The following is a 26,800-nucleotide window of genomic DNA, read 5'->3' as shown; positions in this document are numbered from 1 at the left end:
ACCTATCAGAATAAACAGCAAAGGCAATTTGTCTTTATCGGCTGGGCGGGCTAGTCTGGAACCATTCCAGGATGGCGCGGCCGCCGGCCCTGCCCGGAAAATCAACAAAATCCCGAAAAATCAACAAATCGGAGGCAAAGATGGACGCGAAAACCGACGACAACAGCGCCGGCAAATGCCCGGTCCCACATGGATCGGCCAGGAGGAGCAACCGTGACTGGTGGCCGAACCAGCTTGACCTTGGCGTCCTCCATCAGCAGTCCAGCCTGTCGGACCCGATGGACGAGGACTTCGACTACGCCAAGGAATTCAAGAGCCTCGATCTCGATGCGGTGATCAGGGATCTGCACCAGGTGATGACCGATTCGCAGGATTGGTGGCCGGCCGATTTCGGCCATTACGGCCCGCTCTTCATCCGCATGGCCTGGCACAGCGCCGGTACCTATCGCATCGGCGACGGCCGTGGCGGCGCCGGCGCCGGCCAGCAGCGTTTCGCGCCGCTCAACAGCTGGCCAGACAACGCCAATCTCGACAAGGCGCGCCGGCTGCTGTGGCCGGTCAAGCAGAAATACGGCAGGAAGATCTCCTGGGCCGACCTGTTGATCCTCACCGGCAACGTCGCGCTGGAATCGATGGGCTTCAAGACCTTCGGCTTCGCCGGCGGTCGCGCCGATGTCTGGGAGCCGGAGCAGGACGTCGACTGGGGATCGGAAACCAAGTGGCTCGCCGACGAGCGCTATTCCGGCGACCGCGAACTTCAGGGCCATCTCGGCGCCGTGCAGATGGGGCTGATCTACGTCAACCCGGAAGGCCCGAACGGCACGCCCGATCCATTGGCCGCGGCGCGCGACATCCGCGAGACCTTCGCTCGCATGGCCATGAACGATGAGGAAACCGTGGCGCTCATCGCCGGCGGCCATACCTTCGGCAAGACCCATGGCGCCGGCGATGCATCGCTCGTCGGCCCGGAGCCGGAAGGCGCCGGCATCGAGGCGCAGGGCCTCGGCTGGTCGAGCAAGCATGCCACCGGCATTGCCGGCGACGCCATCACCTCGGGCCTCGAGGTGACCTGGACCACGACGCCGACCAAATGGAGCAACAACTTCTTCGACAATCTGTTCAACTACGAATGGGAGCTGACCAAGAGCCCGGCCGGCGCCCATCAGTGGACGCCGAAGGGCAGCGCCGGTGCAGGCACCGTGCCGGACGCGCACGATCCCTCCAAGCGCCGCGCGCCGGCGATGCTGACCACCGACCTCGCGCTGCGCGTCGACCGGGCCTACGAGAAGATCTCGCGGCGCTTCCATCAGAATCCTGATCAGTTCGCCGATGCCTTCGCCCGCGCCTGGTTCAAGCTGACGCATCGCGACATGGGTCCGGCCGTCCGCTATCTCGGCCCGCTCGTGCCGAAGGAAGAGCTGATCTGGCAGGACCCGATACCGGCAATCGACCACGAGCTGGTCAGCGAGCAGGACATCGCCTCGCTGAAGGCGAAGATCCTGGCCTCCGGCCTGTCCGTCTCAGAACTGGTCTCGACCGCCTGGGCGTCGGCCTCGACTTTCCGCGGCTCCGACAAGCGCGGCGGCGCCAACGGCGCCCGCATCCGCCTGGCGCCGCAGAAGGATTGGGAGGTCAACCAGCCGGCGCAGCTGGCCAAGGTGCTCGAGACACTCGAAGGCATCCAGAAGGGCTTCAATAACTCGCAGTCCGGCGGCAAGAAGGTCTCGCTTGCCGACCTGATCGTGCTTGGCGGCGTCGCCGCGATCGAGAAGGCGGCCAAGGACGGCGGCCATGACGTGGGGGTGCCGTTCACGCCGGGCCGCATGGACGCCTCGCAGGAACAGACCGATGTCCAGTCCTTCGCCGCGCTCGAGCCGAAAGTCGATGGCTTCCGCAATTATGTCAGGGGCAAGCCGCCGATGTCGGTCGAAGCGATGCTGGTCGACCGGGCGCAGCTGCTGACCTTGACGGCGCCGGAGATGACGGTGCTCGTCGGCGGGTTGCGGGTGCTCGGCGCCAACACCGGTCAGTCGAAGCACGGGGTGTTCACCGACAGGCCGGGCACGTTGACCAACGATTTCTTCGTCAACCTGCTCTCCATGAACACGGTCTGGGATCCGGCCGCCGGTTCCGATGAAGTCTACGAAGCGCGCGACCGCAAGACCAGGGCAGTCAAGTGGACCGGCACCCGCGCCGACCTGATCTTCGGCTCGCACGCGCAATTGCGTGCGCTGGCCGAGGTCTACGGGTCGGCGGACGCCGGGCGGAAGTTCGTCAGGGATTTCGTCGCCGCCTGGACCAAGGTGATGAACGCCGACCGTTTTGATATCGCGGCGTGATCCGGGCATACGAATTCTCGACGCAACAAAAAGGCGCGGGCCTTGACCCGCGCCTTTTCCATGAAGCCTTCGAAAAATCAGTCCTTCTCGAAGATACCGGCCTTGGCGACCACGCCGGCGATGGCGCCGCCGATCAGCGGCGCGACGATGAACAGCCAGAGCTGGCTGATCGCCGCAGTTCCCGAAAACAGCGCCGGTCCGATCGAACGGGCCGGGTTGAGCGATGTGCCGGTCACCGGAATGATGGCGAAGTGCAGTCCGGCCAGCGTCAGGCCGATGACCAGGCCGGCGAAGGCCGTCGTGTGCTTGGCGTTGGTGACGCCGAGGATCACCGTGACGAAGGTGAAGGTGCCGATCAGCTCCCACAGGAAGGCCGAGCTGACGCCCCATTTCGTCACGTCCCAGCCATTGGCGCCGAAGCCGCCGGTGTGGCCGCCGACCTGTCCGGAGACGATGATCCACAGCGCCAGCGACGCGATGATGGCGCCGATGACCTGCGCGATCCAGTAGGGAATGACGTCCCTAGCCGGCATCCGCCCGGCGAGGAACACACCGAGCGTCACCGCCGGATTGAGGTGCGCGCCGGAAATCGGGCCGATCGCGTAAGCGGCCGCTATCAGGCCGATGCCGAACGCCAGACCGATACCTTCCTGGCCGAGCGGCAGCGCGCCGCCGAAGCCGCCCGTCACCACCGAAGCCGTGCCGATGAACACCAATAGAAACGTGCCCAGAACTTCCGCCAGATAAGTTTTCATTGCCCTCTCCTCGTATCGACCCGCGGCTCCGCTTTTTCTGCGACGCGAATCACCGCGCAAAGAGTATTCGCAACCGGAAAACTTGCAAAGCAGAGCAGTTTCGCAAGCCGCTATGCTTGTGAGCGCCGGACACGCACATTAGAAACGTGTAATATATTGATCGAATTGTTCGTTACGCATGCCGGCGCCCGCCTGGTGGCCGCGGCTCGCGATGCACCAACCCACATTCGTCACCCGTCGGCATGGATCGTCTCGCCGTCGGCGAAACAGAACTGTTTCAATCGGGGCACGAAAAGCTCTAAGAGCAGGGCCGGAATTAATTTACTGAGTAATGGAAGACGACAATGAGACTGGGCGGGCGGCTGGCGGCAGCCATTGAAGTGCTTGACGACATTGGCCGGCGCCACCGGCCGGTGGCCGATGCGCTGAAGGACTGGGGCCTATCGCACCGCTTCGCCGGCGGCGGCGACCGCGCCGCGATCGGCAACATCGTCTACGACGCGCTGCGCCGCAAGCGCTCGGCCGGCTGGCTGTTGGGCGAAGACACACCGCGCGCCATCGGCTTCGGCGCGCTGCTGCTCGAATGGGGCCAGACGGCGCAGTCGCTGAACGAGACGCTCGAGGGCGACAAGTTTGCGCCGCCGCTGCTTACCGCCGACGAATTGAAAATGGTCGGCGGTCGCCGGCTTGCCGATGCGCCGCCGGCCGTCAGGGCAGACATCCCAGACTGGTGCATGCCGCTGTTCGAGCGGGCGTTCGGCACGGCCTGGGTGGAAGAGGGCGCCGCGCTGGCGACGCGCCCGCCGCTCGACCTCAGGGTCAACACGCTGAAGGCCGATCGCGGCAAGGTGCTGGCGGAACTGGCGGAGACCGGCGCCAAGCCTGCCCGGATCGCGCCGCACGGCATCCGCATCCCGCCGATCGAAGGCGACGGCAGGCACCCGAACGTGCAGGCCGAGCCGGCCTTCCAGAAAGGCTGGTTCGAGGTTCAGGACGAGGGTTCGCAGATTGCGGCCGAACTGGCCGGCGCCGAACCTGGAATGCAGGTGCTCGATTTTTGCGCCGGCGCCGGCGGCAAGACGCTGGCGCTGTCCGCGGCGATGGACAATCGCGGCCAGATATTCGCCCACGATGCCGAGAAGGCACGGCTGGCGCCGATCTTCGACCGCATCCGCCGTTCGGAAAACCGCAATGTGCAGATCGTCACCAAGCCGGCCGAACTGGCGCCGCTCGGCAAGCACATGGATATCGTCGTGATCGATGCGCCCTGCACCGGCAGCGGCACCTGGCGGCGCCGGCCGGATGCTAAATGGCGGTTGACGCAAAGACAGCTCGACGCCCGCAAGGGCGAGCAGGAGACGATCCTCGATGCCGCCAGGGACTTCGTCAAACCCGGCGGCCTGCTGGTTTACATCACCTGTTCGGTGTTCGACGAGGAGAATGGCGACCAGGTTTCGGCGTTCCGGGACCGCCATCCCGATTTTGTCCCGGTCGATCACCGCCAGCTTTGGGACAGCCGTTTTGCGGGCCACGAAGCGGCAATGCGCATTGGCGCTGCGGGCGGCATTTCGCTGTCGCCATTGCTGAGCGGCACCGACGGCTTTTACTTCTGCGCGCTGCGGCGGGCCGGCTGAATCGTTGCCATCGATACAGGGCTAAGCCGAATGCTGCAGTGCAGCATTTGCGATTGCCTGCCGCCCACCCCTCTGCGATAAATGCCTTTGCGATAAGATTTGCCGAGAAACGAAGGGCGACGGCCATGGCAGCAAAGATCGTTCCTGCTCCCGATTATGAGGACCGCGTCAGGACGTCCTTCGCGCGCCAGAACGCGATGATGACGATTGGCGCCGAGCTGACGCTGGTGACGCCCGGCATCATCGAGATCGAAATGCCCTATTCTGCGGCGCTGACGCAGCAGCACGGCTTTCTCCATGCCGGCGTCATTTCGACGGCTCTCGACTCGGCCTGCGGCTATGCGGCATTCTCGCTGATGCCGGAAAATTCCGGCGTGCTGACCATCGAGTTCAAGGTCAATCTGCTGGCGCCCGGCAGGGGCGAGCGCTTCCTGTTCCGCGGCTCGGTGACCAAGCCCGGCCGCACCATCATCGTCGCCGATGGACAAGCCTATGCGTTCGCCGTCGACGGCGAGGCCAAGCTGATCGCCACGATGACCGGAACGATGATGACAGTGCTCGGCCGCGACGGAATCGAGGGCTGAGGAGCGGGTAGGGAGGATGGACGATCATGGCCGGCAAGACACCTGGTGAGCTCACCCCGATCTCCGGCAAGTCCGTTCTCTTCGTCATGGCGGCGGAGGCCGAATACGGTCCACACCTGCAGCGGCTGTTCACGCCCCTGATGACCGGCGTCGGACCGGTCGAGGCCGGTATCGGGCTCGGCGCCGAACTATCCCGGCTGCATGCCGGGATGGCGCTGCCCGATCTCGTCGTGTCGCTCGGGTCGGCGGGCAGCCGGACGCTGGAGCAGACGGAAATCTACCAGGCCGTTTCGGTTGGCTACCGCGACATGGACGCCTCGCCCCTGGGGTTCGAGAAGGGCGCCACCCCGTTCCTCGACCTGCCTGTCAGCGTGCCGCTGCCGTTCAGGATACCAGGCGTCAGACAGGCGACGCTGTCGACCGGGGCGGCAATCGTCACCGGCGCCGCCTACGACGCGATCGCCGCCGACATGGTCGATATGGAGACCTTCGCCTGCCTGCGCGCCTGCCAGCTGTTCGACGTTCCGCTTATCGGCCTGCGCGGCATTTCTGACGGCGCGGCCGATCTGAGACACGTTGGCGACTGGACCGAATATCTGCACGTCATCGACGAGAAGCTGGCCGCGGCGGTGCAACTGCTGGAGCAGGCGATCGCCTCAGGCGCGATCGACTTCAAGCTTGTTGGGGCGGCAGGTTCTTAGCGTTGCCGAACAGCACGCCGATCATCCTGAAGCGAACGGCGTTGTCGCGATTGATGTAAGTGACTGACCCGGGCTCGTGATCGAGGGTCCAGCGTCCGGTCGCGCCGGTGTCCCAGTCGGCGACATAACCGTCATCGAGCATCCGCCAGCGCCCGCTTCGCGCCTCGCCATCGTCGAGCAGCATGTGCGCGGCACCCTCGCTTTCAAAATAGACGTAAGCCTCCTTGCCGTTTCGTTCCAACACATGGGTCATGCCCGGAATGAGCATTGCAAGGGCTTCCTTCTGAAGTGCTGCCATGATTTCCTCCTGAATTGAAGTCGCCGATTGCCTTGACCGGCATCGCCACTTAGAGTGAACTAGTAGTCAAGATGCTTGACTATGTATCGGGCGAGAAGAATTTGGTCAAGGGCCTTGACGAAAAACCTGAAGCGCTGCCGGATCACATAGGTTGGCGGCTGTGGCAGGCGAGCCGCGCCTGGCAGACCGAGTTCGCCGCTGCGATGCGCGCTGCCGGCCATCACTGGTTCACCGAAGCGCGTGCCGGCCTGCTTGGACATATCCCGCGCGGCGGCATGCGCCAGTCGGCGCTGATCGAGCGCTCGGCGATCTCAAAGCAGGCGATTCAGCAATTGCTCGATGGCCTGGAGACGGAAGGTGTGTTGCAGCGTCTGCCCGATCCGCAAGACGGCCGCGGCAAGCTTGTGCGCTACACCCGCAAGGGCCTGGACGCCCTGCGCGATGGCGACCGCATCAAGCTGCAGATCGAACGGAGCTATGTTGCCCGCCTTGGTCACGAGCGTTTCGCGGCGCTGATGGGCGCCTTGCGGTCACTCGATACAACGCAAACTGATGCATTGGACAAAGCCTCTGGCGTTCAGGACAACACACCGGAATCGAAGTGAAAGCGCGACCTCACAACCCATTGCGCCGACTCGTTTCTTTCTCTAAACGCTCGCCATGAAAACAGCCAATCATCCCGACACCGTCCTGATTGTCGATTTCGGCAGCCAGTTCACCCAGCTGATCGCCCGCCGCATCCGCGAGGCCGGCGTCTTTTCCGAGATCGTGCCCTTCCAGTCGGCCGAGGCGGCGTTCAAGCGCATCGATCCGAAGGCGGTGATCCTGTCCGGCGGCCCGGCCTCGACCGGCGACATCGGCAGCCCGCGCGCGCCGCAGATCGTCTTCGATGCCGGCGTGCCGGTGCTCGGCATCTGCTATGGCCAGATGGCGATGTGCGTGCAGATGGGCGGCGTCGCCGAAAGCTCCGATCATCGCGAATTCGGCCGCGCCTTCGTCGAGATCGCCAAGGACAGCCCGTTGTTCGAGGGCCTGTGGGCGCCCGGCCAGCGCCACCAGGTGTGGATGAGCCATGGCGATCGCGTCATCTCCCTGCCCAAGGGGTTCGAGGTGCTCGGAAAATCGGAGGGCTCGCCCTTCGCCATCTTCGGCAATGTCGAGCGCAAAATGTACGGCCTCATGTTCCACCCCGAAGTGGTGCATACGCCGGACGGCGCCAGGCTGCTCCGCAACTTCGTCCACAACATCGCCGGCATCGAAGGCGACTGGACGATGCGCGCCTACCGCGAGCACGCGGTCGAGACGATCCGCAAGCAGGTCGGCAAGGGCAAGGTGATCTGCGCGCTGTCGGGCGGCGTCGATTCCTCGGTCGCGGCCTTGCTGATCCACGAGGCGGTCGGCGACCAGCTCACCTGCATCCTTGTCGACCACGGTCTGATGCGCAAGGACGAGGCATCAGGCGTGGTGGAGATGTTTCGCCAGCATTACAATCTGCCGCTGATCCTGGTCGACGCTTCGGACCGTTTCATCGGCGCGCTCGAGGGCGAGTCGGACCCCGAGAAGAAGCGCAAGACCATCGGGCGGCTGTTCATCGAAGTGTTCGAGGAGGAGGCCGAGAAGCTCGGCGGCGCCGATTTCCTGGCACAAGGCACCCTCTATCCCGACGTCATCGAAAGCGTCTCTTTCAGCGGCGGCCCGTCGGTGACCATCAAATCGCATCACAATGTCGGCGGCTTGCCCGAACGCATGAACATGCAGCTGGTCGAGCCGCTGCGCGAATTGTTCAAGGACGAGGTGAGGGCGCTCGGCAAGGAGCTCGGCCTGCCCGACAGCTTCATTGGCCGGCATCCGTTCCCCGGTCCCGGTCTCGCCATCCGCTGTCCGGGCGGCATCACCCGCGAAAAGCTGGAGATCCTGCGCGAGGCCGACGCCATCTATCTCGACGAGATCCGCAAGGCCGGACTCTACGACGCCATCTGGCAGGCCTTCGCCGTGCTGCTGCCCGTGCAGACCGTCGGCGTGATGGGCGACGGCCGCACCTACGAGTTCGTCTGCGCGCTGCGCGCCGTCACCTCGGTCGACGGCATGACGGCAGACTTCTACCATTACGACATGGCATTCCTGGGAGCAGCCGCCACCCGCATCATCAACGAGGTACGCGGCATCAACCGCGTCGTCTACGACGTGACGAGCAAACCGCCAGGCACCATCGAGTGGGAGTGAGGGGTACAAACGGCGGCAATATCTAGTTTGGGCGGCTAGTTTCATCGCCGCGCAATTACCGTTCTAGTCGAGTTTTTCACTCCGCTAAGCTGGCTTTCTCCATCTTTGCCCGGCAACTCCGATCTGCGGCCACTTCTAGTGGATTGATTGGGACGAAAGAGTCCTGTTGGGATTTCTGTTGTCGCCGCAGCGTGCGACGTTAGGGGATGCGTACTGGCATCAGCATTTCTGTAACGGCCTCGGACAGGGCTCGGCTTGAAGCGATCGTGGCGGGGCGGAGTTCGCCGCAGAAGCATGTCTGGCGCGGATCATTCTGCTGACCGATCAGGGGCTTGGAACGCTCGCGATTATGGCGGCGACCGGCAAGTCGAAAACCTGCGTGTGGCGATGGAAGGAACGCTTCATGGCCGAGGGTGTCGAAGGACTGCTGCGCGTCAAGACCCGGCCTCCGGGCATCGCGCCGCTTGAGGCCAGGCTGGTCGACCAGGTCGTGGCGCTGACGCTGGTGCGCAAGGCCGGTTGCTCCAACGCTCGGGCCAAACATTTATGTTTGGATGTCGTGCAGTATCGTTAATCTCCAAGCGGCTTTAAATGGGGCAACGTAAGTCCGTCAACAAACAACGGAGTACGTCAATGTCCCAATCCACTCACACCATGCATGCGCTGATCTTGGGTCAGTTCAAACAGCCCTTCAGGCTCTCGGAAGTCTCGCGGCCCGTTCCTGGCGACGGCGAGGTTCTCGTCAGGGTCAGAGCGAGCGGCGTCAATCCTCTCGACACTAAGATCCGCGCAGGCGCTGCGGCACATGCGAAACATCCGCTTCCGGCGATTCTCGGCATCGACCTTGCCGGCGTCGTCGAGCAGGTTGGTCCGAGTGTCACCGCGTTCAAACGCGGGGACGAGGTCTTTGGCATGACCGGAGGCGTGGGCGGGAACCAAGGTTCGCTGGCCCAGTTCGCAGCAGTCGATGCGCGGCTGCTTGCACCGAAGCCCACGAACCTGTCCATGCGCGAGGCGGCAGCGCTGCCGCTGGTCTTCATCACCGCATGGGAGGGCCTTGTCGATCGTGCCAAGGTTTCGGCAGGTCAGAAGGTCCTGGTCCAGGGCGGTGCGGGCGGCGTCGGTCATGTTGCGATCCAGATCGCGAAGGCGTTCGGCGCCGAGGTGTACGCCACTGACGCAGCCGCGAAGAAGCCGTTGATCGAGCGCCTGGGAGCGGTCGCGATCGATTATCGCGAGAAGACGGTGGAGCAATATGTCGCCGAATACACGGACGGTCGCGGCTTCGATGTCGTCTACGACACCGGCGGCGGGACGGTGCTGGACGCGTCATTCGCCTCCGTCAAGCGGTTTGGCCATGTCGTCAGTTCCCTCGGTTGGGGTAGTCACGCACTGGCGCCACTGTCGTTCAAGGCGGCGACCTATTCGGGCGTGTTCACGCTTCTTCCGCTGCTGACAGGCATTGGCCGTGAACACCACGGCGAGATCATGCGGGAGGCCGCGCGGCTGGCCGAGGCTGGCAAGCTTGTCCCGATCGTCGATCCGCGTCTCTTCACACTCGAAACAGCGAGCGACGCCTACGCTGCCATCGAAGATGGCAATGCCCAGGGCAAGCTGGTCGTCGACATAGACGTCTGATGCGCAACGTCGAAGCGGGCTGTTCCGGGACCGTGACAGCCTCCCAGACGACGTCTCCGTTCACGGATCCCAAGAACCTAAAAGGAAAACATCATGCCTTATATTCGCGTTACGTTGGTCGACAACGTCTTCTCCGCCGAGGAGAAGCATGAAATGGCCAAGGCCCTCACAGACGTCATGGTTCGCTTCGAAGGTTCCGAGGCGTTTCGCGAAGTAGTGTGGGTCTTGATCGAAGAACTCCACACCGATGGCTGGCACATTGGCGGACGCCCGTTCGAAGGTCCGAAGTCTCTGATGGGCATGCTCGAACGAAGCAAGACGGTTTACGAGTCGATTGACGGAAATCCCGCGACGCGGGAGGAATTTGCTCGGTTGGCCCCACCCATATCTGCGTGACGGGCGGCGTGGATGCTCAAGAATCCCACGATTCGAGCCGGCGCTTGCATTCCCGGCTCGAATATATCGCGCCTCCCATGGCGCCCCGCCTCGATCTGCTGCATATGAAATCGCATGAAGATGGGCGATCTTCGTGAGAATCCATGCGAGCACGTTTGAGTATCAAGGATGGAATGGAGCGATCTAAAGATATTTCTGGCTATTTCCCGCGAGGGCACTTTGGGCGCAGCAGCGCGCCGACTTGGGCAGACGCAGCCGACAATGGGTCGGCGATTGCGCGCGCTGGAAGAGGCTGTCGGCCATACGCTTTTCCAACGCAACTCCGACGGTTTTGTTCTGACCGACGAAGGTCAAGCGGTGCTCGGCCATGCCGAAAAGATCGAGGAAGAGGCGCTCGCCTTCGAGCGGCGGCTTGCCGGCGCCGAGGCGCATCTCGAGGGCAACTTGCGCGTTTCGTCGTCGGATTGGTTTGGTCACATCATGCTGGCTCCCGTTCTAGCCGAGTTTGGCCGCCGGCATCCGAAGCTATGCGTGGAGTTGCTCACCGACGCGCGCCTCTACAGCCTTCCCCGGCGAGAGGCCGATCTGGTGTTTCGGATTACCCCATTCAGCGATGTGGAAGTGATCTCGCGTCGACTGATGCACATTCCCTATGCGCTCTACGCACCAGCAGGCATGGCCTCCCCGTTGCTGGGAGACGGTGCGGGCGCGCGTTTGATCACCATGGATATGGCATACGCAGAAATGCCCGACGCAGTGTGGCTTAAACAGAAGCTGCCTAACGCTGAAGTCTGCCTGCGCAGCAACAATCGCGAGGTCCAGGCGCAGCTTTGTGCGCAGGGCGCCGGGCTTGCGGTTTTGCCGAGGCCACTGGGCGACCGCACGCCTGGGCTCGCAGCGATAGACATCGGCGAAACGCCACCCGGCCGGGATACCCATGTGGGCTACCACCGGGACTTACGGCGGCTCGCACGGTTACGAGCCTTGCTCGACCTAGTCATAGAGCGGCTCGCAAATTGATCTCTCGTCGATTCCATTCAGTGCACGTCGATGTCGTCGCGTCGAAGCGACGTTCTTGCGCGGCCTGTTCGAACCGGCGCAGGCGCTTCACGTCGCGCAGAGGGGGAGCGCCAAACAGACGCCGGAACTCACGATTGAATTGCGTCGCGCTTTCGCAGCCCAATTGAAATGCCGAGACGTTCCCCTCGATGCCCGCCGACGTTGTTCTGCCAGGGTTCGCGTGCGTCGGCGACGAGCTGCTGGTCCGGGTGGACATTGAGGCATTGCCGTAGGGTGATGTGCTACGCCTGGTCGATGTTCTGGACGTTGTACGCGACGCGTTGCGCTTCGCCCAAAAGCTGCTGCGTGCGCTGGACAGACTGCTGGAACTGTAGAGAGACGAGAACGGCAGGTTCGTAAAGCTAGTCTAGTTATTCGAGATCGGCGTCAATGCGAACGATCAGCCCGGCGGCATTAACCGAGATGTCAAGAAGGCCGGTCTCGTGACCAAAGTCTCCGGTGAAATTGACCCGCACGCGCGCTTGGCCGGCGCCGATGCCGTCGATCGAGAGGAAGCGGGTGACCGTGTGATAGCCTACGAAATACCGCTCGATGTAATCGCGGACGCCGGCATGACCGTCGAATCGGTGGCCGGTCGACGGGTCGTCGATCACCGCATCTGGCGTGAACAAGGTCACCGCCGCGTCGGCGTCGAACGCGTTGGTTGCCGCGATCAGCGCATCTGCCGCTTTGCGCAAGGTGTTGGCGGTCATCGCTTTAGCTCCCGTGCTGCCAGCTCTTGAAGACGAATTCGAGGCTGCAACCGTCCAGGTCTCTGACCTGCGCCGCATAGTAGCGGGGATCGTAGTGCAGCTGCGGTCCCTGTGCGTTGATCTTGGTCGCACCGGCCGCCAAAGCTTCGGCATGGGAGGCATTCACCATCGCTTCAGAATCGGCGGCGAAACCGACATGCACCGCGCCGGGTGCTGCCGAGCCCTCCCTCAGCCAGAAGAACATCCGGCCCTTGGCGCCGAAGCCCTTGAGGTCGGGATGCCCCGCCGGTCCGTCCTTACCGTCGTAGTCGAGGCGGTCGGTGACCCCGAGCATAGGAAGTGGCCTTTCGCAAAAGGCGATCGACCGCGCCGTATCATTTACTGTCAGGAGCACATGATCGAGCATGTGAGTTTCCTCAAATCATGTAGCCGCCGCCAATTTCGATGTTCTGGGCGTTGATCCAGCGGTTCTCGTCTGACAGCAGGCTGGCGACCATGCAGCCGACATCGTCCGGTTCGCCGACGCGACCGAGCGCAGTCTGCCCGGCGAGTAGCGCCTCGAATTCTTCGCTTAGCCCACCGCCAAGCTCGGTGCGGATGGGCCCCGGCGCGATCGAGTTGGCACGGATGCGGCGCTCGCCGAATTCCTTGGCCATGTAGCGCGTCAGCACCTCGAGGCCGCCCTTGAAGGAGGCGTAGGGCGCAACGCCGGCGGTCGCGACGCGGCTGGTTGCGCTGGTGACGTTCACGATCTGACCGCCATCGGCGATCAGGGGAAGCAGGGCCTGCGTGAGAAAGAATGGCCCCTTGAGATGCACGCGGAACAGTCCATCGAACTGCTCTTCGGTCACCGAGGCGATGGGGTTATAGAGCCCGTACCCCGCATTGTTGACGAGGAAATCGAAGGTCTTTCTGTTCCAGGTCCTTGCCAGCGCTTCGCCGACTGCGTCGCGAAACGCAAGGAACGCCGAACTGTCGCTGACGTCCAGCTTTATGGCGACTGCCTTGCCGCCATCCGCTACGATCGCCTTGCCGACCTTCGCTGCCGCATCCGGATTGCTGTTGTAAGTCAGGATGACACCCATGCTGCGCCTGGCGCACTGGATCGCGACGCTGGCGCCGAGGCCGCGGCTGCCGCCTGTGATGATGACGATGCTCATTTGGTGCTCCTTGGATTTGCTGACCAGGTGATAGGCGCGGGGGATCGCGGCCGCTCGCACGATCCTACTCGGATCTTGCCTATTTCTGCTTCCCTGTTGATCGGCGTGCACCGCTGTGAAACAACGATGCCCATGGGCACGCAGCTTCAGGAACTCAGGCAGCTGGCTTCTCGCGCGGAAAACCGCCGCACGGAGACGGGCATTCCGCGTGTCGCCATGGTTCAGGGCGACATACCGGAACATCAGCTTGCCGCCGTCTACGATCCCATGGTCAATCTGATCCTGAGAGGGTCGAAGACGATGACGGTCGGCGATCGGACGTTTCGCTACGATCCCGCGACCTATTTTGTGATGTCGGTCGATCTGCCGGCGGTTGGCTCCGTGCACCCATCTGAAAACGGAGAACCCTATCTGGCGATCAGCCTGACTCTGGAGCCGGCGATCGTCGCCAATCTGCTGGCCGACCTGCCCAAACCTGCTGGAGGTGAGCTCTACAGACCCGGCTTCTCCGTCGCGCCGGTCACACCGGACCTGCTCGACTGCTGGCTTCGCATGCTGCGCTTGATGGAGCGTCCGAACGAGATCGCAGCCCTGGCGCCTGCCTACGAGCGCGAGATCCTCTTCCGCGTGATGCAGGGGCCGCTCGGCTGGATGCTGCGTGATGTCGCCACGCCTGACACTGCTCTCTCGCGGATCGGGATCGCCATCCAGTGGATCAGGGAGAACTTCGCCAAGCCGTTGCGCGTCGAGGCTTTAGCGGAGATGGCGGCTCTCAGTGTTTCCGCGTTCCACCGCCATTTCAAGGCCGTGACGGCGCTCAGCCCGCTGCAGTACCAAAAGCACGTGCGCTTGCTGCACGCCCGATCCCTGCTCATTGCCGGAGAAGGCAACGCCACGTCCGTCGCGTTCGGTGTGGGTTACGAAAGCCCAAACCAGTTCAGCCGCGAATATGCTCGTCAGTTCGGGTTGCCGCCGTCGAGAGATGTGGCGCGATTGCGCCAGAGAGGCCCACGCAACGCCGAACATTTGCTGGCGATCAGCAATGGATGAATGTCGCGGGGCGAACTCGCGGACGACGAAGGACTGCCGTAGGCAGGGCTTCAATTCAATCCTGCTCCGACGTGGAGATGATATCCTTGTCGAGTCACATTCTTTTTTCTGACACGCAAAGGGTGAGCGATAGGGGAGGGCACAGCAGGCCTCACAACGCGACCTTCACTTCCCGCGCCTGGCCAAGCGGTTGTTTGAAGGTGAAGGACGTTCACGCGCCGGGGATGGCGGACCGAGCCGTGACGGTATAATTCCGGGAGGAATCGTGGGCGGCGTAGTCTGGCGTAGAGGCGGCGGTGCGGGCCAAGGAGTGATGTCGCCGCCGCGCCTGCCGATAGATGGCGGAACCATAATTTCCGCGATATGCCAGAAAAAACCAATGATTTCAAAAGCCGGTACTTTTGGCGGTCTATATGACGGTATGCAGAAACCGAAAAAACATTTTGTGAAGCGAATTCAAGTTCTTAAGTTAACGATTGATAATCGAGTGGGAGTGACGAGGAGTACTGCGGAGTAGAAGAGGATAGAGCAGCACGTTTAAGGCGATGTTGGCTCGGCGATAATAGTCAATAGTCCCAGCCCCCGGCCACCCGGCGACGGCATAGACGAAGCATCTGGCCGATCGGCGAATGTCTGGAACGAACGTCCCACAGAGAAGGGTGGAGCAGCCTAGCCTTGCTGGGTTTGACACCCGGGGTCCGCGGCAACTGCCACCGGCGAGGCGTTGCATCTGCCGGCCACGTATCCTTTCGCTGGGTTCATCCGTCTTAGCTGTTCATGGGCACGGTCATCCTTGACATCGCCCTCCTGGACGAATTGGAGCGTGACAAATGAACAGCAAGCAGAGCCTAGCGAACAAGATACACTACGAAACGCTCGCGGAGGCTTTTCGCAGCGGTCGAGAATCGCCACAGGAAGCATCCGAGTGGTCCGTTTTGACGGCAGAACCGGGCGGCGTCGATTACGTCGAGACGAAGGTCGGCGACAAGACCGCGCTGTGGGTTCAGCCAAAAACGGCGGCCAAAGACCGGGTCATGCTTTACCTGCACGGCGGTGGCTATGTCGGCGGATCGATCTGGACCCATCGCAAGATGGTCGGACACCTTGCTAAGGCGATCGGCTGTTACGCTCTGCTCGCTACGTACGACTACGTTTTCCAGAGCAAGTTTCCGCGCCAAATCGAGCAGGCCGTGACCGCGTTCGAATGGCTTGCCGAGCAGGGTGTCGCGCCGAAGCACACCATAGCTGCAGGCGATTCCGCTGGTGCTGGCCTGATCGTTGCGGCGGCGATGAAACTCCGCGATGCGGGACGGCCGCTGCCGGCCGCGATCCTCAGCATCTCTGGCTGGTATGATCTGTCGGCGAGCGGGCACTCCTACGAAAGCAACCGCGAGAAGGACGCCTTCTTCCAGAAGGCGGTCGTGGATATGCTGGTATCGCAAGTCCTTGCAGGGACCGATCCCCGGCATCCACTCGCCAGCCCGATCTTTGCCGATCTGAAGGGCCTGCCGCCGATCTATCTGCAAGTGGGTGGAGACGAAACCCTGCTCGACGACAGCCGAGCGCTCGCCGACCGCGCGAAAGCCGCCGGCGTCGAGATGCGCTTAGACGTATTTCCGGGGATGCTGCACTCGTTCCAGATGATGGCCGGCCGCGCTCCCGAAGCCGACGACGCGATCGCGCGGTTGGCACAATGGGTTCGCCCCAAGCTTGGTCTGGCCGCAACCGCAGCAACACGCGCTGAAGGTCAGGAGGTCGCATGACTGGCAAATTGAAACCAAGATGTGGCAGCTGAAGGACATGCCCGAGCGACCGACCGGCCTGTTCGACGCGCGATATCGCGCCTTCCTCGAGACGGTGTCAGGCGCCCGCGCCCAACTGCATCGCTACTGCGCCCGCATGACGGGCTCACGCCTCGACGGTGAGGATCTCGTGCAGGAGACGCTGTTCGAGGCCTACACGAAGATTGAGACCCTCGACGATGCCCGCCGGCTGAAGCCCTGGCTGTTTCGCATCGCTCACAATCGCTGCATCGACTTTCTGAGGCGACGCGATGTGCGCGAGCGCGCGGAGCACGCCTATTCGGACGACATCGGCGTTGTCTCTGCAGAGCCGGCAGCGACCGATGCACGCCGCGCCATCGAACGGCTGGTTGGCCGCTTGCCGCCCAAGGAGCGCGCCTGCATCCTCTTGAAGGACGTGTTCGACTATTCGCTGGAAGAGACCGCAGAACTCGTGGACTCGACGGTTGGGGGCGTCAAAGCCGCGCTCTCCCGCGGACGGGCGAAGCTCGCCGACTTGCCCGCTGAACCTGCCGGTGAACCGAACCGTCCGCTTGATCCCGACACCGCGCGGCTCTTGCAGCGCTATGTTGACCTCTTCAACCGCCATGACTGGGATGGCGTGCGGAGCCTGACCAGCGCCGATGCTCGGTTGCGGGTCGCCGACTGCTTCGACGGCCTGCTCAGAAGTTCTCCCTATTTCGTCGAATACGAGCGAAACCCGGAGACGTGGACCATGGAGTTGGGGGCGATCGACGGAGAGCCTGTCCTGATCGTGCTCTTCCAGCGAGGCGACCGGTGGCAGGTCGCGTGGCCGGTTCGTGTCCATGTCGCCGGTCGCGTCATCGATCGCATCGAAGATTATTATGCCTGTCCATGGATGTTGGAAAACGCCGCGGAATCCGACCTGAAACTCATGACTGGGCGGGCCGTTTTGGGAAGAGCATAAGGCGACGATTTCTCACTTCTGGCCTGGCGGAGTTACGATGGTGCGTCCTCAACGAAAAATCGTGGCGTGCCTCGGGTCGAGCAGCACGGCGGGCAAGCGCCAGGCATTCGATTGGATGGCGGAGCTCCGCCGGCGGCCGGGCAACGGGCAATTTGAGTTCCGGAATTTTGGCGTCGGCGGCGACTTGGCGTACAATGCGCTGCAGCGGTTGCCGGATGTGCTCGCCTGCCGTCCCGACAAGGTCATCGTCTGGGTCGGCGGGAATGATGTTCTCACGCTCGTGTCACGCAAAGTGCGGCGGTTCTTTGCGTTTTGGAAGCGTCTGCCCCGCACGCCTTCGCCCGATTGGTTCCACGAGAATCTGGCCGAGATAGCACGCAGGCTGAAGCGCGAGACGGCGGCGGACATCGGCCTTTGCTCGCTCCCTCCGATAGGAGAAGCGCCGGATTCGGACGATCCGTTCCAGAGCGAGCTCAACCGGCGGATCAAGGAATATTCTGCGATCGTGGCGGCCATCGCGCACGAGGAACGCTGCGGCTATGTCCCGCTCCATGAGGCGCTCACCGAGGAAGTTCGCGCCTCGCCTGGCCGGGCCTACACGGCGTTCAACTTTCTTCCATTCTATCGCGATGCTTTTCGCGTACTGGTGCTGCGGCAGCGTCCGGATGATGTCGCCCGCGTAAATGGCTGGCTATTTCACACCGACGGCGTGCACTTGAACAGCCGGGCAGGGCTGATCGTGGCGGATCGCCTACAGAAGTTCATTGAGGCCTGAGCCTGAGCGGCAGGGCCGTATCCGATTTGCGCACCTATCTGAATGTCTTATCGCGCAGGCTGGCGGCCGGTTTATCGACCTAGCAACATCGCCACGCGCGATGCCAAAAGTTTAACGACGAACCCTAGAGGATAACCGCGGTGGCTCGGCACGTCGTCAGGAATGACATCGCTGTCCGACTTGAACTTAGTGCAAATCCGCAGCTGCAGTGGCGGGAGTTCTCCGTGAAACCGCGCTCTGTATGCCGAGACCCAATGCGGACCTCTATCGAAGTTCATTAACATCGCTGAATTGCAGCACATGGCGATGACCCTATTCGTGGCTGAAGTTTCCTTAAGCTTGTAACCCCTCAGCAATTCGGCCCCCTTGGAGCACTCGATGCGGTCCTTTCGATAGAGGATGTATGCGGTGCCGCCATCGGGATCGCGTATGGCGCCAGCACCTGGCAAAGCTTCGATCTGATCAGCTCCCTTCCGGCAGTCGTCGCAGTAGCAGGCACTGCTCACGATCGGCCTGCCAAAGGCTTTGAGTTCGACGCCACCGCAAGAGCAAGTTGCGGTCATGATAGGTGAGTGCGTCATCTGCTGGTGATCATCATGCGATTGCCCTCGCTGTCCCGAAACTCCGCGATCGTGCGCCCCGGTTGCCATGGCGCGGGGCGCGGTTCTGCTATGATCTCGGCGCCTCGCGATTTGAGTCTCTGAACGGTGACTTCGATTTCGTTGTCAACCAGCACGAGGACGGGGCCCTCAGATGGTGTTTCGTCCTTGCGCCTTAAGAAGTGGAGGGTGGTTTCGGCACCTGGAAATCCGAGTTCGATCCATCGCCACCCATCATTGCCCATTGGCTGATCGGCGACGACGCGGCAGTTCAGGTGATCGATGTAGAACGCCTTGGCGCGTTCCTGGTCGAACACCGGAAGCTCCGCGAACTGGATGTGCATTGTCGATCTCTCCCTATTGCATCTCGGTCCAAATCAAACTAGACGGTCCAGTACCCATGAGTCAATCGGCAGCGGACACGCCAGGAGCATGACCACGACGCGTTCAGCAGGTGCTACAGAAGAACTCGAACCGCACGGACGGTCGGCGAAAAAGCGCCGGGCCATCCTCGAGGCGGCGACAGAAGTGTTTCTGCAAAAGGGCTATCTGGCCACCAATATGGACGAGATCGCGGCGCTTGCGGCGGTGTCGAAACAGACCGTCTACAAGAATTTTCCGAACAAGGAGATGCTGTTCGTGGAGATCGTGAGCAGCTTGACCAATCGAGCCAGCGATAGGGTCCACAGTAAAATGCCCGAACTCGCCGAGGGCGAAGATATTGCCGAATATCTTCGGCGCTATGCGTACCGACAGCTTACCACCGTGCTCACGCCGCGCGTCATGCAGCTACGCCGTCTGGTGATCGGTGAGGTCGGCCGCTTCCCGGAACTGGCAAAGGCGCTCTTCGATGGCGGACCCGGGCGCGCAATGACGGCGATGGCAGTGTTGTTCGAGCGCTTGGCTGATCGCGGCCTGCTTGCGATCGATGATCCGGCCGTCGCCGCTTCCCAGTTCAATTGGTTGATTATGGGCGAGCCATTGAACAGGGCCATGCTGTTGGGTGACGAGTCGATTCCGAAACCGGCGAAGCTTCGACGGCACGCCGCGGCCGGCGTACGGGTGTTCCTTGCGTCATACGGCAAGTGAGGCACTCCACGGCGACGAGCGAATGCCGGGCGCTACCGTGCGGACCGTTCGGCCGTGTTTGACGGTCCTTTTTTGGTCCCCAGTGGGTCGCGGCTTGTTGCGGCGCGGCTGTCGAAAATAGACCGATTGTTGTCGATAGTCGCCGAAACCGAGCCGATCCCGAATCGCCGAAATTCCCTTTTGAAATCAAGAGCGCAGATTTCTGACGGATCGCAGAGTCGGTTCTTTTCGGCGTGCAGAAAAGTTTGTGCTGCCGCGTCAACGCGTTACGATGGCTCAAAACGATCGAGTGGGAGTGAGGGGAGCGTAGTTTCGGATACTGCGGGAAACTGTGTCGTAGTGTAGGCGGCTCACACATCTCGATAGATACCGAGTAATGTCCGCTTGTGGTGCCGTTCACGCTTTTGGATTGGTCAGGGCTGGGCGTGCCATCACCTGCTCTCATCGAAGTAGGCATGATGATGCCCCGGGGACTGCAATCAAGGCCCTGAATTCAATGCATTTCCCTTTCGATAGACATCTCGATCCCCACTGCGTCCCTTATTGAAAAGGCAGCCGCAGCCTCATGGTGTGTGCCCACACAATCTTCATTCGAGCTTGGTCGGTATGGACCGCGAAAGATGCGGGGCTGCATCCCTTGACCAATCTCATGCTATTCCCTATATAATCGAGTATGTACTCACTCAATGTCGTTGGACGGAAATATGGCGCGTCCCCTCAGTGAAGAAAAGCGACAGGCACTGCTCGATGCAGCGGCCGAGTTCGTCGCCAGCCTGGGCACAGGCGCGTCCACGGCCAAGATCGCAAAGGCTGCTGGCGTGTCTGAGGGAACGCTGTTCACTTACTTTCCAACCAAGGACGATCTGCTCAACCAGCTCTTTCTCGAGATCGAGGCCGACTTGGTAGAGATGATGCTGGCGCCATATCCGGCGGACGCCTCCCCCAAAGACCGACTATTCGCGGTCTGGAACCGTCTGATTGACTGGGGACTGGCTCACGCCACGGCGCGCAAGGCCCTTCGTCAGTTGAAGGTCTCGGATCGCGTGACAGCGGAAAGCCGGAACCGGTGTCACGCCATGCAGCGGGATGCGCGGACGATGGTGGAGGAGTGTCTCGCCGGCCATGCCGCGCCTGACAGGATCGCCTTCTACATCGATACCATTCTCTTCGACTTGGCCGACATCAGCATCAACGCGGTCACAGCCAAACCTCAGGAAAGTGACGCCATCCGGCAGGCCGGGTTCGACCTTTTCTGGAAGGGGTCTGCCGCCTGAGTTTTAGCCCCTAAATGAGTATGTAGTCACTCATAGATAAGGATCGAAAATGTCGAATTGCAAGGGTTTCACCGAAGCTAACGTTCCCAAGCAGACGGGAAAAAGCTTCATCGTCACAGGCGCCAACGCCGGCGTCGGGTTCGAAATCGCGCGGGTGCTTGCCGCCAGGGGCGCGCGCGTCCTGCTTGGCTGCCGCGAGCAGACCAGGGCGCAGGACGCCATCGCGCGGATCAAGCGGATCACGCCGAATGCCGATCTCGTCTGGTTGCCGCTCGACCTCGGTGACCTGGACAGCGTTCGCACCGCAGCCGAGATCGCGGCGAAGGAGCCACGGATCGATGCGCTCATCAACAATGCCGCGATCATGAATCCGCCGCTGACGCGCACGAAGCAGGGGTTCGAATCGCAGTTCGGCGTCAATCATCTCGGCGTGTTCGCGCTCACCTCGCTGCTCCTGCCCAAACTGGCGGAGACGCCGGGATCGCGGGTGGTCGTGACCTCGAGCATCGCGCATCTGAAGGCCAAGATCGACTGGGACGACCTCAACGCCGACAAGAGCTACATCAAGACCGATCGCTACGGCGGCAGCAAATTGGCGAACGCGCTGTTCTTCTTCGAACTGGATCGTCGCCTGCGCGCGCCGAAGTCGCCCGTCACAGCCATCGGCGTTCACCCTGGCGTCGCCAATACAAGTCTTGGCCGCCACATGGGGATTGTCCAGATCGCAGGCCCAATCGTCGGCCTGCTGCTCAATAGCTCCGACAAGGGCGCGTGGCCGGCACTTTTGGCTGCGACCGGCAAGGTGAAGCCCGGAGGCTATTACGGTCCCACCGGCCTTGGCGGAATCCGCGGTGTAGCCGGCGAAGCAAAGCGCGCGCCGCATGCCGAAGATCCCGCGCTTGCGAAGCGGCTCTGGGACGTCTCCATCGCCATGACCGGCATCGATCCAGGCTTGCCGGCCACCTGACTTCACGGCGACACGGTGCGTCAGGCCCTCGTGTAGGCTTGCTCTGGGGCGCGGATTGGACGAGCCTCGCCCGGGCGACGAAACCTTGCTATAAGAGACATGACGGTACTTTTCCGCTGTTAGCGGAGCGGCTCCCAGCCGCTAAAAATCGGCTCTCAGAGGCAATCGACCTCGATAGATGCCGAAACCATGCGAAAAATATTCAGTGAAAAATCTGTTTAAAATCAACAGCGTAGATTTTTGACAGCCCCCATGTCGGCTTATTGTCATCTAAACTGAGAAATTTCGAGCGAAATCAGATGCTTATGGTCCGTCCGAACAATCGAGTGGGAGTGAGGGGGCGTGCGGTAGAGTAGGTTGGAGTACTGTCGGATATATTCGGAAATTGTTGGTCAACGATAGGAGGCGATAGTTCGCGGGCGATTCTGCAAGAACAAGCAGCCGTTTTGCAGGTCGGCGATAGACCTTCGATTATGTGTAGAGATGCTCAAAGGGATCGATCCACCGCGCCGTTCACAGCACATGCTTTGGATTGGGATCGGAGCGCCGATCAATTCCTCGGACAATAGACATTATGTTCCGTGGATTTGTATCATGGTCTAAGCCCCGGGGCGGGACCAACGAGACGAGCACACAGCCGCCGAGCACAGCGGGGACGGCGCCGTAGCTGAATACGTTCTCGTGCCTCGCATAGTTTCAGAGTGCTCCCGCAATGCGTGGACCGTGCGCATGCCATGCGCCAGATCCCTGTAGACTTAAGCGTGCCATGCTTCAGCAGCTTGGCCGACAGCGGACCCGAGTTGGCGAACGGAACAATTTGGTCGTCCTGCTACGCGACGAAGCGGACCACGCCACCATCCACCCGCAAAGCCGCGCCGGTGGTCGCCGAAGCCTGCTCCGAGCATGTGTAGATGATCATGTTGGCCACCTCATCGGTGGTCGCGAAGCGGTGGATGAGGCTCGTCGGACGCATCGCCTGCAGGAAGCCCTGCTCGGCTTCGTGCTGCGTGATTCCATTTGCGTCAGCCTGTTTCGCCATGAAGTTGCCCAGGATCTCAGAGCGGGTAGGTCCCGGCAGGACGGCGTTGACGGTGACGCCCGTGCCCGCGACCGCCTCGGCAAGCCCGCGTGAGACCGCGAGTTGAGCGGTCTTGGTCATGCCATAGTCGAGCATTTCCTTAGGGATGTTGACTGCGGATTCGCTACTTATGAACACGATGCGGCCCCAGCCTTTCGCCACCATCCGCGGCAGGTAATGACGGCTCGCGCGCACGCCACTCATTACGTTCAACTGGAAGAGGTCAAGCCAGTCCTCATCGGGGATATTTGCGATATCCTCGACGCCGTTGTAGCTCCGGATGTGTGCTGTACCGACGTTGTTCACAAGGATATCGGCGTCAGGCGCATGCGCGATCAAGGCCTTTGCCCCCTCCGCTGTCGCAAGATCAGCGGCGATACCCGAGATGTCGCTGCCGGGGAAGGCCTGCCGCATCTGCCGCACCGCCTCATCGACCCGAGCGTTTCCACGGCCGTTGACGACGACCGATGCACCGGCACGTGCCAACCCCTCCGCCGTCGCGCGGCCGATACCGGCGGTGGATCCGGTAACAATGGCCTTGCGGCCTTTGAGTTCGATATTCATCTCATTCATCTCCAAAATTAAACAGGAAGCGCAATCAATCCACTGTCGTCTTCGCTGTTTCCGCCTCCGCTGCGTGGGCGAGGCTTTCGACCCAGTCTTGGTGATACCGATAGAGTGCGCCGGGATGTTTGCGCCCGAGTTCATCGAGGAAGAAGGGGCCCTGCTGCGTTTCCTCGGTCAGCACATGGCAGCCATGGTCCGTAGGCGTGATGACCCAGCCATGGTATGCGCTTGAGCCGGTCTCGTCGCCATCAACTGTCGTCGCCCATGCGAGCCTGCGAAGGGGCTCGCATTCCGTCACGACCAGACTCATCGGAAATCCAACCGTCACACGGCTGTATCGCGTTCCGAGCGCCAGTTCCGGCTCCCCCGTCAGAATCTTGACCTGATCCTCGGCGGGAAAGTAGCTCGACCAATTCTCGGCTTCGACGAGCAGCTTCCAGACCGCTTCAGGCGGCGCCTTCACGTCAATGTCGTTGAGTGCGTAGATGGCCGACGTTTTCGGATCATATCGCTCGGGCCAAGTCACATGGTCGTACATCGATTACTGCTCCTTCTTGAACAAATCCTGGAAGATGAGCTGGCCCCAAGTGCGGCCGCGCGCGTGCACCAGCGCGCCACCCTCGTTGAGCTTTCCCAGCTTGACGGGTGCGAACCCGAGTTGTTTGGCCAAGGCCGCCACGGGAGCGGTCGCGTCCTCGTCGTCGCTCGACAGAAAGACGACACGGTGCCCGCCCTGGACGATCGGATCGGCAGCCAGAGTGGCCGCACCCAGATGATTGAACCCTTTGACGAGCTTGGCGCCGGTGAACGCCTTCGCGACGAAGGCGGAGGACGGGAGACCGTCCAGCTCTTCAGGCACTGGAAACGCGTTCATCGCGTCGATGACTGTCTTGCCTTCCCAGCTCGGCAGAGCCTTCGCAACCTCGCGATGCTCCCCGAACGGGACTGCCAAGATGATTGTGTCGGCCTCGAGTGCATCCCGCAGCGACTTGGCGACTACCGTGGGTCCAATCGCCCGAGCCTGCGGCGCCAACGCCTCGGGCGGTCGGCGGCTCGCGACGGCCACGTCGATGTTTTTACGGGCGAAGGCGTGGGCGAGGGCCTGGCCTATCTTACCGAATCCTACAATTGCGTAGCTCATGATCTTCTCCGATCCGTGTTGGTATTGATTTCCCCGGCCTTCAACGGCGCTGGGTTAGCGCGTCAGAGTTGCGCAAGACCGCCGTCAACGGCGACCTCGCTGGCAGTCATGAAGCTGCTGTCCGACGACGCGAGAAAGGCCGCCGCCGCCCCGATCTCCGCCGGATCGGCCATGCGCTGGAGCGGAGTCATCGAGGCGAAGACCTTCTGGCCCTCCTCGCCTAGTGCTTCCTTCGCTAGCTCGGTCGCAGTGGCCCCGGGCGACAGCACGTTTACCCGGATGCCGGTGCCCTTTAGGTCCTCCGCCCAGGTCCGCGCGAGGTTGCGCACTGCCGCCTTGCTCGCGCTGTAGGCGCTCATCCCCGGGGCGCCCGTGGTGCCAGCGCTCGATCCGGTCAGGATTATCGAACCGCCCTCGCTCATCAGCGGCAGCGCCTTCTGGATCGTGAAGATCGTACCCTTCACATTGGTGTCGAAGGTTTCGTCAATGTGCTCGGCGGTGATCTCGCCGAGCCGAAGCTGGCTTCCCGCCCCGGCATTGGCAAAGACGATGTCGAGGGTTCCACGCTCGGCCTTCACCGCAGCGTAAAGTCGGTCGAGGTCGGTCAGATCGGAGACCGAGCCCTTCACCGCGCGGGCATTGGGCCCGAGGTCGGCCACAGCGGCGTCGAGCGCTTCCTGCCGACGGCCGAAGATGAAAACGAAGGCGCCCTCCTCGATGAAGCGCTTTGCTGCGGCGCGGCCGATGCCGGTAGCGCCGCCGGTGATGACTGCAACCTTCCCTTCAAGCTTTCCCATGACTTATCCTTCCAGGCCTTCGCCTTTGGTTGTGCGGGGACACCCCCGAGAACCTCGAAATGGGTCCGCCGGCGTCAGTTGTTGAGTGCGGAAGCGCGCACATCGGTGGTGCGAAATCGATCCGGCTGGACGACTGACGCCGGCCGCGACGATTGGCGTCCGCCGTTCGGAATTGAGCCGCGCGCGTCGACATAGGCTATGATGACCGCCCGTACTGCTGTTCGATGTGTTAGATACGGGCTTTGGAAGGCGCACCGCGCGGTGCCGGATTGCACCATGATCGACTGGGATGACGTTCGCTACTTTCTTGCCGTCGCGCGCGGAGGCTCGGTGCGTGCCGCCGCCGAGCGCCTCGGTGTGAACCACTCGACCGTGCTGCGACGTGTCGCCCAGCTCGAGGAACGCCTCGGGGTGCACATGTTCGAAAAGCTGCCTTCGGGCTACCGCCTGACGACTGCGGGCGAGGAGGTCCTCGAGTTCGCGGACCAGATGGAAGTGTCGTCGCACCTGCTGGAGACGCGCGTCTTCGGGCGCGACCAGAGCGTGCGCGGGCTTCTGCGGGTGACGCTGGCACCGCCCCTCGCGACACACCTGCTCATGCCGGACTTCGCCGACTTCGCGCGTCTGCATCCGGACATCGAGATGGAAATCTTGTCGTCCGGCGAGCTGGCAAATCTGACCAACCGAGAGGCCGACGTCGCGATCCGCGTCGTCTACGACCGCAAAACCCTGCCGCTCAATCTTCACGGCCTGAAGGGACCGGAGCTGTTCGGCGGCGTCTATATGTCCTGCGATCGACTAGCCGCGTGGCGTGCGGGCGCACCTGATCCCATCCGGTGGATCGTCATAAGCATTCATGGAATTCCGGAATGGGCCAGCGAGGGTGAGGTTCGCACCACGGCGGTTCCCTTCAGGACCACGGACGCCGAGGCGCAGATCGTTGCTGTACGGCAAGGGCTCGGGATCACGACACTGCCCTGCTTCGTCGGCGATGCCGACCCCCTGCTGGCGAGGGTGCCGGGCACCGACCTGCACATGTACGGAACGCTCTGGCTTCTCACACAGGGGGAGACACGCAAGACGAAGCGCGTACGGCTCTTCACGGAGTTCGTATCCCGCAGGCTCGCCGCGTACGCGCCGCTTCTCGCGGGGCTGTCCATATCGCGCGACTGACGCCTGGCAGGTCGCCGATGGCGCTGTCTCGAGCGGTCGGCGGCCGTCAGAAAGAAATCG

29 protein-coding genes and 2 pseudogenes are annotated in these 26,800 nt (G+C 62.2%); 19 read left to right on the top strand and 12 right to left on the bottom strand.

Annotated features, from left to right (window positions below):
* Nucleotides 1–140 precede the first annotated feature (140 nt).
* On the top strand, nt 141–2,339 hold the full coding sequence (gene katG / locus NKH41_RS04735; protein ID WP_352768194.1) for a catalase/peroxidase HPI: 2,199 nt from the start codon (nt 141–143) through the stop codon (nt 2,337–2,339).
* A 77-nt stretch (nt 2,340–2,416) separates the two neighbouring features.
* Here katG and NKH41_RS04730 read toward each other — a convergent pair whose 3' ends face one another.
* Entirely contained in the window at nt 2,417–3,094 is a 678-nt protein-coding gene (locus NKH41_RS04730) for an MIP/aquaporin family protein (protein ID WP_352541796.1), read from the bottom strand.
* 344 nt (nt 3,095–3,438) lie between these two features.
* Between NKH41_RS04730 and NKH41_RS04725 the strand changes: the two genes are divergently transcribed.
* The 3 genes from NKH41_RS04725 (at nt 3,439) to NKH41_RS04715 (ending at nt 6,013) form a co-directional block, all read left to right on the top strand.
* Entirely contained in the window at nt 3,439–4,728 is a 1,290-nt protein-coding gene (locus tag NKH41_RS04725) for an RsmB/NOP family class I SAM-dependent RNA methyltransferase (RefSeq protein ID WP_352768197.1), read from the top strand.
* Nucleotides 4,729–4,853: 125 nt separating this feature from the next.
* Complete coding sequence (locus NKH41_RS04720; RefSeq protein ID WP_023677140.1) at nt 4,854–5,312, top strand: PaaI family thioesterase; 459 nt, start codon at nt 4,854–4,856, stop codon at nt 5,310–5,312.
* Between the two features lie 26 nt (nt 5,313–5,338).
* Complete coding sequence (locus NKH41_RS04715; protein ID WP_352768199.1) at nt 5,339–6,013, top strand: 5'-methylthioadenosine/S-adenosylhomocysteine nucleosidase; 675 nt, start codon at nt 5,339–5,341, stop codon at nt 6,011–6,013.
* Here NKH41_RS04715 and NKH41_RS04710 read toward each other — a convergent pair.
* The gene (locus tag NKH41_RS04710) at nt 5,985–6,311 is read right to left on the bottom strand and encodes a hypothetical protein (protein ID WP_352541802.1); all 327 of its coding nucleotides are present in this window, start codon (nt 6,309–6,311) and stop codon (nt 5,985–5,987) included. The genes NKH41_RS04715 and NKH41_RS04710 overlap by 29 nt on opposite strands.
* A gap of 71 nt (nt 6,312–6,382) precedes the next feature.
* Between NKH41_RS04710 and NKH41_RS04705 the strand changes: the two genes are divergently transcribed.
* The 6 genes and pseudogenes from NKH41_RS04705 to NKH41_RS04680 all read left to right on the top strand — a co-directional run bounded on the left by NKH41_RS04705 (nt 6,383) and on the right by NKH41_RS04680 (nt 11,588).
* Nucleotides 6,383–6,916 carry a MarR family winged helix-turn-helix transcriptional regulator gene (locus NKH41_RS04705; RefSeq protein ID WP_352768201.1) on the top strand — a complete coding sequence of 178 codons (534 nt, stop codon included), beginning with the start codon at nt 6,383–6,385 and terminating at the stop codon, nt 6,914–6,916.
* A 55-nt stretch (nt 6,917–6,971) separates the two neighbouring features.
* The gene (guaA, locus tag NKH41_RS04700; RefSeq protein ID WP_352473470.1) at nt 6,972–8,534 is read left to right on the top strand and encodes a glutamine-hydrolyzing GMP synthase; all 1,563 of its coding nucleotides are present in this window, start codon (nt 6,972–6,974) and stop codon (nt 8,532–8,534) included.
* A 206-nt stretch (nt 8,535–8,740) separates the two neighbouring features.
* Nucleotides 8,741–9,039: pseudogene (locus NKH41_RS04695) on the top strand (helix-turn-helix domain-containing protein); the annotation flags it as partial.
* Nucleotides 9,040–9,167: 128 nt separating this feature from the next.
* Nucleotides 9,168–10,172: a zinc-dependent alcohol dehydrogenase family protein gene (locus NKH41_RS04690; RefSeq protein WP_352836481.1), complete on the top strand. Its 1,005-nt coding sequence runs from the start codon at nt 9,168–9,170 to the stop codon at nt 10,170–10,172.
* 93 nt (nt 10,173–10,265) lie between these two features.
* Entirely contained in the window at nt 10,266–10,568 is a 303-nt protein-coding gene (locus tag NKH41_RS04685; RefSeq protein ID WP_352502116.1) for a tautomerase family protein, read from the top strand.
* A gap of 168 nt (nt 10,569–10,736) precedes the next feature.
* Nucleotides 10,737–11,588: a LysR family transcriptional regulator gene (locus NKH41_RS04680; RefSeq protein WP_352541805.1), complete on the top strand. Its 852-nt coding sequence runs from the start codon at nt 10,737–10,739 to the stop codon at nt 11,586–11,588.
* Nucleotides 11,589–11,998: 410 nt separating this feature from the next.
* Here NKH41_RS04680 and NKH41_RS04670 read toward each other — a convergent pair whose 3' ends face one another.
* The 3 genes from NKH41_RS04670 to NKH41_RS04660 are packed head-to-tail and all read right to left on the bottom strand — an operon-like array spanning nt 11,999 to nt 13,500.
* Nucleotides 11,999–12,340 (bottom strand): nuclear transport factor 2 family protein, encoded by a 342-nt coding sequence (locus NKH41_RS04670; RefSeq protein WP_352502118.1) that lies wholly within the window; start codon nt 12,338–12,340, stop codon nt 11,999–12,001.
* 4 nt (nt 12,341–12,344) lie between these two features.
* Complete coding sequence (locus NKH41_RS04665) at nt 12,345–12,746, bottom strand: VOC family protein (RefSeq protein WP_352502119.1); 402 nt, start codon at nt 12,744–12,746, stop codon at nt 12,345–12,347.
* A gap of 10 nt (nt 12,747–12,756) precedes the next feature.
* Nucleotides 12,757–13,500 carry an SDR family NAD(P)-dependent oxidoreductase gene (locus tag NKH41_RS04660; protein WP_352502120.1) on the bottom strand — a complete coding sequence of 248 codons (744 nt, stop codon included), beginning with the start codon at nt 13,498–13,500 and terminating at the stop codon, nt 12,757–12,759.
* A 132-nt stretch (nt 13,501–13,632) separates the two neighbouring features.
* On the opposite strand from NKH41_RS04660, the gene NKH41_RS04655 reads away from it, so the two are divergent.
* From NKH41_RS04655 to NKH41_RS04635, 5 genes are all read left to right on the top strand, one after another.
* Nucleotides 13,633–14,550, top strand: coding sequence for an AraC family transcriptional regulator (locus NKH41_RS04655; RefSeq protein ID WP_352502121.1), 918 nt, complete (start codon nt 13,633–13,635; stop codon nt 14,548–14,550).
* A 265-nt stretch (nt 14,551–14,815) separates the two neighbouring features.
* Nucleotides 14,816–15,067 carry a hypothetical protein gene (locus tag NKH41_RS04650; RefSeq protein WP_352502122.1) on the top strand — a complete coding sequence of 84 codons (252 nt, stop codon included), beginning with the start codon at nt 14,816–14,818 and terminating at the stop codon, nt 15,065–15,067.
* A 313-nt stretch (nt 15,068–15,380) separates the two neighbouring features.
* Nucleotides 15,381–16,313 carry an alpha/beta hydrolase gene (locus NKH41_RS04645; protein ID WP_352502123.1) on the top strand — a complete coding sequence of 311 codons (933 nt, stop codon included), beginning with the start codon at nt 15,381–15,383 and terminating at the stop codon, nt 16,311–16,313.
* A 19-nt stretch (nt 16,314–16,332) separates the two neighbouring features.
* Nucleotides 16,333–17,280, top strand: coding sequence for a sigma-70 family RNA polymerase sigma factor (locus NKH41_RS04640; protein ID WP_352617790.1), 948 nt, complete (start codon nt 16,333–16,335; stop codon nt 17,278–17,280).
* Between the two features lie 37 nt (nt 17,281–17,317).
* Nucleotides 17,318–18,055: an SGNH/GDSL hydrolase family protein gene (locus NKH41_RS04635; protein ID WP_352617787.1), complete on the top strand. Its 738-nt coding sequence runs from the start codon at nt 17,318–17,320 to the stop codon at nt 18,053–18,055.
* Nucleotides 18,056–18,126: 71 nt separating this feature from the next.
* Here the strand turns inward: NKH41_RS04635 and NKH41_RS34125 are convergent, their stop codons facing one another.
* The gene (locus NKH41_RS34125; protein WP_502894794.1) at nt 18,127–18,618 is read right to left on the bottom strand and encodes a GFA family protein; all 492 of its coding nucleotides are present in this window, start codon (nt 18,616–18,618) and stop codon (nt 18,127–18,129) included.
* Between the two features lie 14 nt (nt 18,619–18,632).
* Nucleotides 18,633–18,998, bottom strand: a complete 366-nt coding sequence (locus NKH41_RS04630) for a VOC family protein (RefSeq protein ID WP_023676207.1) — start codon at nt 18,996–18,998, stop codon at nt 18,633–18,635.
* Between the two features lie 88 nt (nt 18,999–19,086).
* Here NKH41_RS04630 and NKH41_RS04625 point away from each other — a divergent pair, with 88 nt between their 5' ends.
* The 3 genes from NKH41_RS04625 to NKH41_RS04615 all read left to right on the top strand — a co-directional run bounded on the left by NKH41_RS04625 (nt 19,087) and on the right by NKH41_RS04615 (nt 21,984).
* Nucleotides 19,087–19,743, top strand: coding sequence for a TetR/AcrR family transcriptional regulator (locus NKH41_RS04625; protein ID WP_352617784.1), 657 nt, complete (start codon nt 19,087–19,089; stop codon nt 19,741–19,743).
* A 704-nt stretch (nt 19,744–20,447) separates the two neighbouring features.
* Complete coding sequence (locus NKH41_RS04620) at nt 20,448–21,017, top strand: TetR/AcrR family transcriptional regulator (protein WP_352502126.1); 570 nt, start codon at nt 20,448–20,450, stop codon at nt 21,015–21,017.
* A 49-nt stretch (nt 21,018–21,066) separates the two neighbouring features.
* Complete coding sequence (locus tag NKH41_RS04615) at nt 21,067–21,984, top strand: oxidoreductase (protein WP_352502127.1); 918 nt, start codon at nt 21,067–21,069, stop codon at nt 21,982–21,984.
* A 713-nt stretch (nt 21,985–22,697) separates the two neighbouring features.
* On the opposite strand, the pseudogene NKH41_RS04610 reads toward NKH41_RS04615, so the two are convergent.
* From NKH41_RS04610 to NKH41_RS04590, 5 genes and pseudogenes are all read right to left on the bottom strand, one after another.
* Nucleotides 22,698–22,810 (bottom strand): annotated as a pseudogene (locus tag NKH41_RS04610) (alpha/beta fold hydrolase); the annotation flags it as partial.
* A 3-nt stretch (nt 22,811–22,813) separates the two neighbouring features.
* A complete protein-coding gene (locus NKH41_RS04605; protein WP_352473461.1) occupies nt 22,814–23,626 on the bottom strand; it encodes an SDR family NAD(P)-dependent oxidoreductase in 813 nt (270 codons plus the stop codon).
* 34 nt (nt 23,627–23,660) lie between these two features.
* Nucleotides 23,661–24,167 (bottom strand): SRPBCC domain-containing protein, encoded by a 507-nt coding sequence (locus tag NKH41_RS04600; protein ID WP_352450990.1) that lies wholly within the window; start codon nt 24,165–24,167, stop codon nt 23,661–23,663.
* A 3-nt stretch (nt 24,168–24,170) separates the two neighbouring features.
* Nucleotides 24,171–24,770, bottom strand: a complete 600-nt coding sequence (locus NKH41_RS04595; RefSeq protein ID WP_352502129.1) for an NADPH-dependent F420 reductase — start codon at nt 24,768–24,770, stop codon at nt 24,171–24,173.
* 62 nt (nt 24,771–24,832) lie between these two features.
* On the bottom strand, nt 24,833–25,567 hold the full coding sequence (locus NKH41_RS04590) for an SDR family NAD(P)-dependent oxidoreductase (RefSeq protein ID WP_352473458.1): 735 nt from the start codon (nt 25,565–25,567) through the stop codon (nt 24,833–24,835).
* Nucleotides 25,568–25,843: 276 nt separating this feature from the next.
* Here NKH41_RS04590 and NKH41_RS04585 point away from each other — a divergent pair, with 276 nt between their 5' ends.
* Nucleotides 25,844–26,740: a LysR family transcriptional regulator gene (locus NKH41_RS04585; protein ID WP_352502130.1), complete on the top strand. Its 897-nt coding sequence runs from the start codon at nt 25,844–25,846 to the stop codon at nt 26,738–26,740.
* Nucleotides 26,741–26,800 lie beyond the last annotated feature (60 nt).

Source organism: Mesorhizobium sp. M1169, assembly GCF_040318345.1.
GTDB lineage: Bacteria > Pseudomonadota > Alphaproteobacteria > Rhizobiales > Rhizobiaceae > Mesorhizobium.
The sequence above is the reverse complement of the archived record's forward strand: the minus strand, read 5'-3'. Positions and strand labels throughout refer to the sequence as shown.

Excerpts from the sequence above, each read along its gene's own strand:
- katG (WP_352768194.1), top strand. The coding sequence starts at position 141 with ATGGACGCGAAAACCGACGACAACAGCGCCGGCAAATGCCCGGTCCCA.
- NKH41_RS04730 (WP_352541796.1), bottom strand. The coding sequence starts at position 3,094 with ATGAAAACTTATCTGGCGGAAGTTCTGGGCACGTTTCTATTGGTGTTC.
- NKH41_RS04725 (WP_352768197.1), top strand. The coding sequence starts at position 3,439 with ATGAGACTGGGCGGGCGGCTGGCGGCAGCCATTGAAGTGCTTGACGAC.
- NKH41_RS04720 (WP_023677140.1), top strand. The coding sequence starts at position 4,854 with ATGGCAGCAAAGATCGTTCCTGCTCCCGATTATGAGGACCGCGTCAGG.
- NKH41_RS04715 (WP_352768199.1), top strand. The coding sequence starts at position 5,339 with ATGGCCGGCAAGACACCTGGTGAGCTCACCCCGATCTCCGGCAAGTCC.
- NKH41_RS04710 (WP_352541802.1), bottom strand. The coding sequence starts at position 6,311 with ATGGCAGCACTTCAGAAGGAAGCCCTTGCAATGCTCATTCCGGGCATG.
- NKH41_RS04705 (WP_352768201.1), top strand. The coding sequence starts at position 6,383 with ATGCTTGACTATGTATCGGGCGAGAAGAATTTGGTCAAGGGCCTTGAC.
- guaA (WP_352473470.1), top strand. The coding sequence starts at position 6,972 with ATGAAAACAGCCAATCATCCCGACACCGTCCTGATTGTCGATTTCGGC.
- NKH41_RS04690 (WP_352836481.1), top strand. The coding sequence starts at position 9,168 with ATGTCCCAATCCACTCACACCATGCATGCGCTGATCTTGGGTCAGTTC.
- NKH41_RS04685 (WP_352502116.1), top strand. The coding sequence starts at position 10,266 with ATGCCTTATATTCGCGTTACGTTGGTCGACAACGTCTTCTCCGCCGAG.
- NKH41_RS04680 (WP_352541805.1), top strand. The coding sequence starts at position 10,737 with ATGGAATGGAGCGATCTAAAGATATTTCTGGCTATTTCCCGCGAGGGC.
- NKH41_RS04670 (WP_352502118.1), bottom strand. The coding sequence starts at position 12,340 with ATGACCGCCAACACCTTGCGCAAAGCGGCAGATGCGCTGATCGCGGCA.
- NKH41_RS04665 (WP_352502119.1), bottom strand. The coding sequence starts at position 12,746 with ATGCTCGATCATGTGCTCCTGACAGTAAATGATACGGCGCGGTCGATC.
- NKH41_RS04660 (WP_352502120.1), bottom strand. The coding sequence starts at position 13,500 with ATGAGCATCGTCATCATCACAGGCGGCAGCCGCGGCCTCGGCGCCAGC.
- NKH41_RS04655 (WP_352502121.1), top strand. The coding sequence starts at position 13,633 with ATGGGCACGCAGCTTCAGGAACTCAGGCAGCTGGCTTCTCGCGCGGAA.
- NKH41_RS04645 (WP_352502123.1), top strand. The coding sequence starts at position 15,381 with ATGAACAGCAAGCAGAGCCTAGCGAACAAGATACACTACGAAACGCTC.
- NKH41_RS04640 (WP_352617790.1), top strand. The coding sequence starts at position 16,333 with ATGTGGCAGCTGAAGGACATGCCCGAGCGACCGACCGGCCTGTTCGAC.
- NKH41_RS04635 (WP_352617787.1), top strand. The coding sequence starts at position 17,318 with ATGGTGCGTCCTCAACGAAAAATCGTGGCGTGCCTCGGGTCGAGCAGC.
- NKH41_RS34125 (WP_502894794.1), bottom strand. The coding sequence starts at position 18,618 with ATGACCGCAACTTGCTCTTGCGGTGGCGTCGAACTCAAAGCCTTTGGC.
- NKH41_RS04630 (WP_023676207.1), bottom strand. The coding sequence starts at position 18,998 with ATGCACATCCAGTTCGCGGAGCTTCCGGTGTTCGACCAGGAACGCGCC.
- NKH41_RS04625 (WP_352617784.1), top strand. The coding sequence starts at position 19,087 with ATGACCACGACGCGTTCAGCAGGTGCTACAGAAGAACTCGAACCGCAC.
- NKH41_RS04620 (WP_352502126.1), top strand. The coding sequence starts at position 20,448 with ATGGCGCGTCCCCTCAGTGAAGAAAAGCGACAGGCACTGCTCGATGCA.
- NKH41_RS04615 (WP_352502127.1), top strand. The coding sequence starts at position 21,067 with ATGTCGAATTGCAAGGGTTTCACCGAAGCTAACGTTCCCAAGCAGACG.
- NKH41_RS04605 (WP_352473461.1), bottom strand. The coding sequence starts at position 23,626 with ATGAATATCGAACTCAAAGGCCGCAAGGCCATTGTTACCGGATCCACC.
- NKH41_RS04600 (WP_352450990.1), bottom strand. The coding sequence starts at position 24,167 with ATGTACGACCATGTGACTTGGCCCGAGCGATATGATCCGAAAACGTCG.
- NKH41_RS04595 (WP_352502129.1), bottom strand. The coding sequence starts at position 24,770 with ATGAGCTACGCAATTGTAGGATTCGGTAAGATAGGCCAGGCCCTCGCC.
- NKH41_RS04590 (WP_352473458.1), bottom strand. The coding sequence starts at position 25,567 with ATGGGAAAGCTTGAAGGGAAGGTTGCAGTCATCACCGGCGGCGCTACC.
- NKH41_RS04585 (WP_352502130.1), top strand. The coding sequence starts at position 25,844 with ATGATCGACTGGGATGACGTTCGCTACTTTCTTGCCGTCGCGCGCGGA.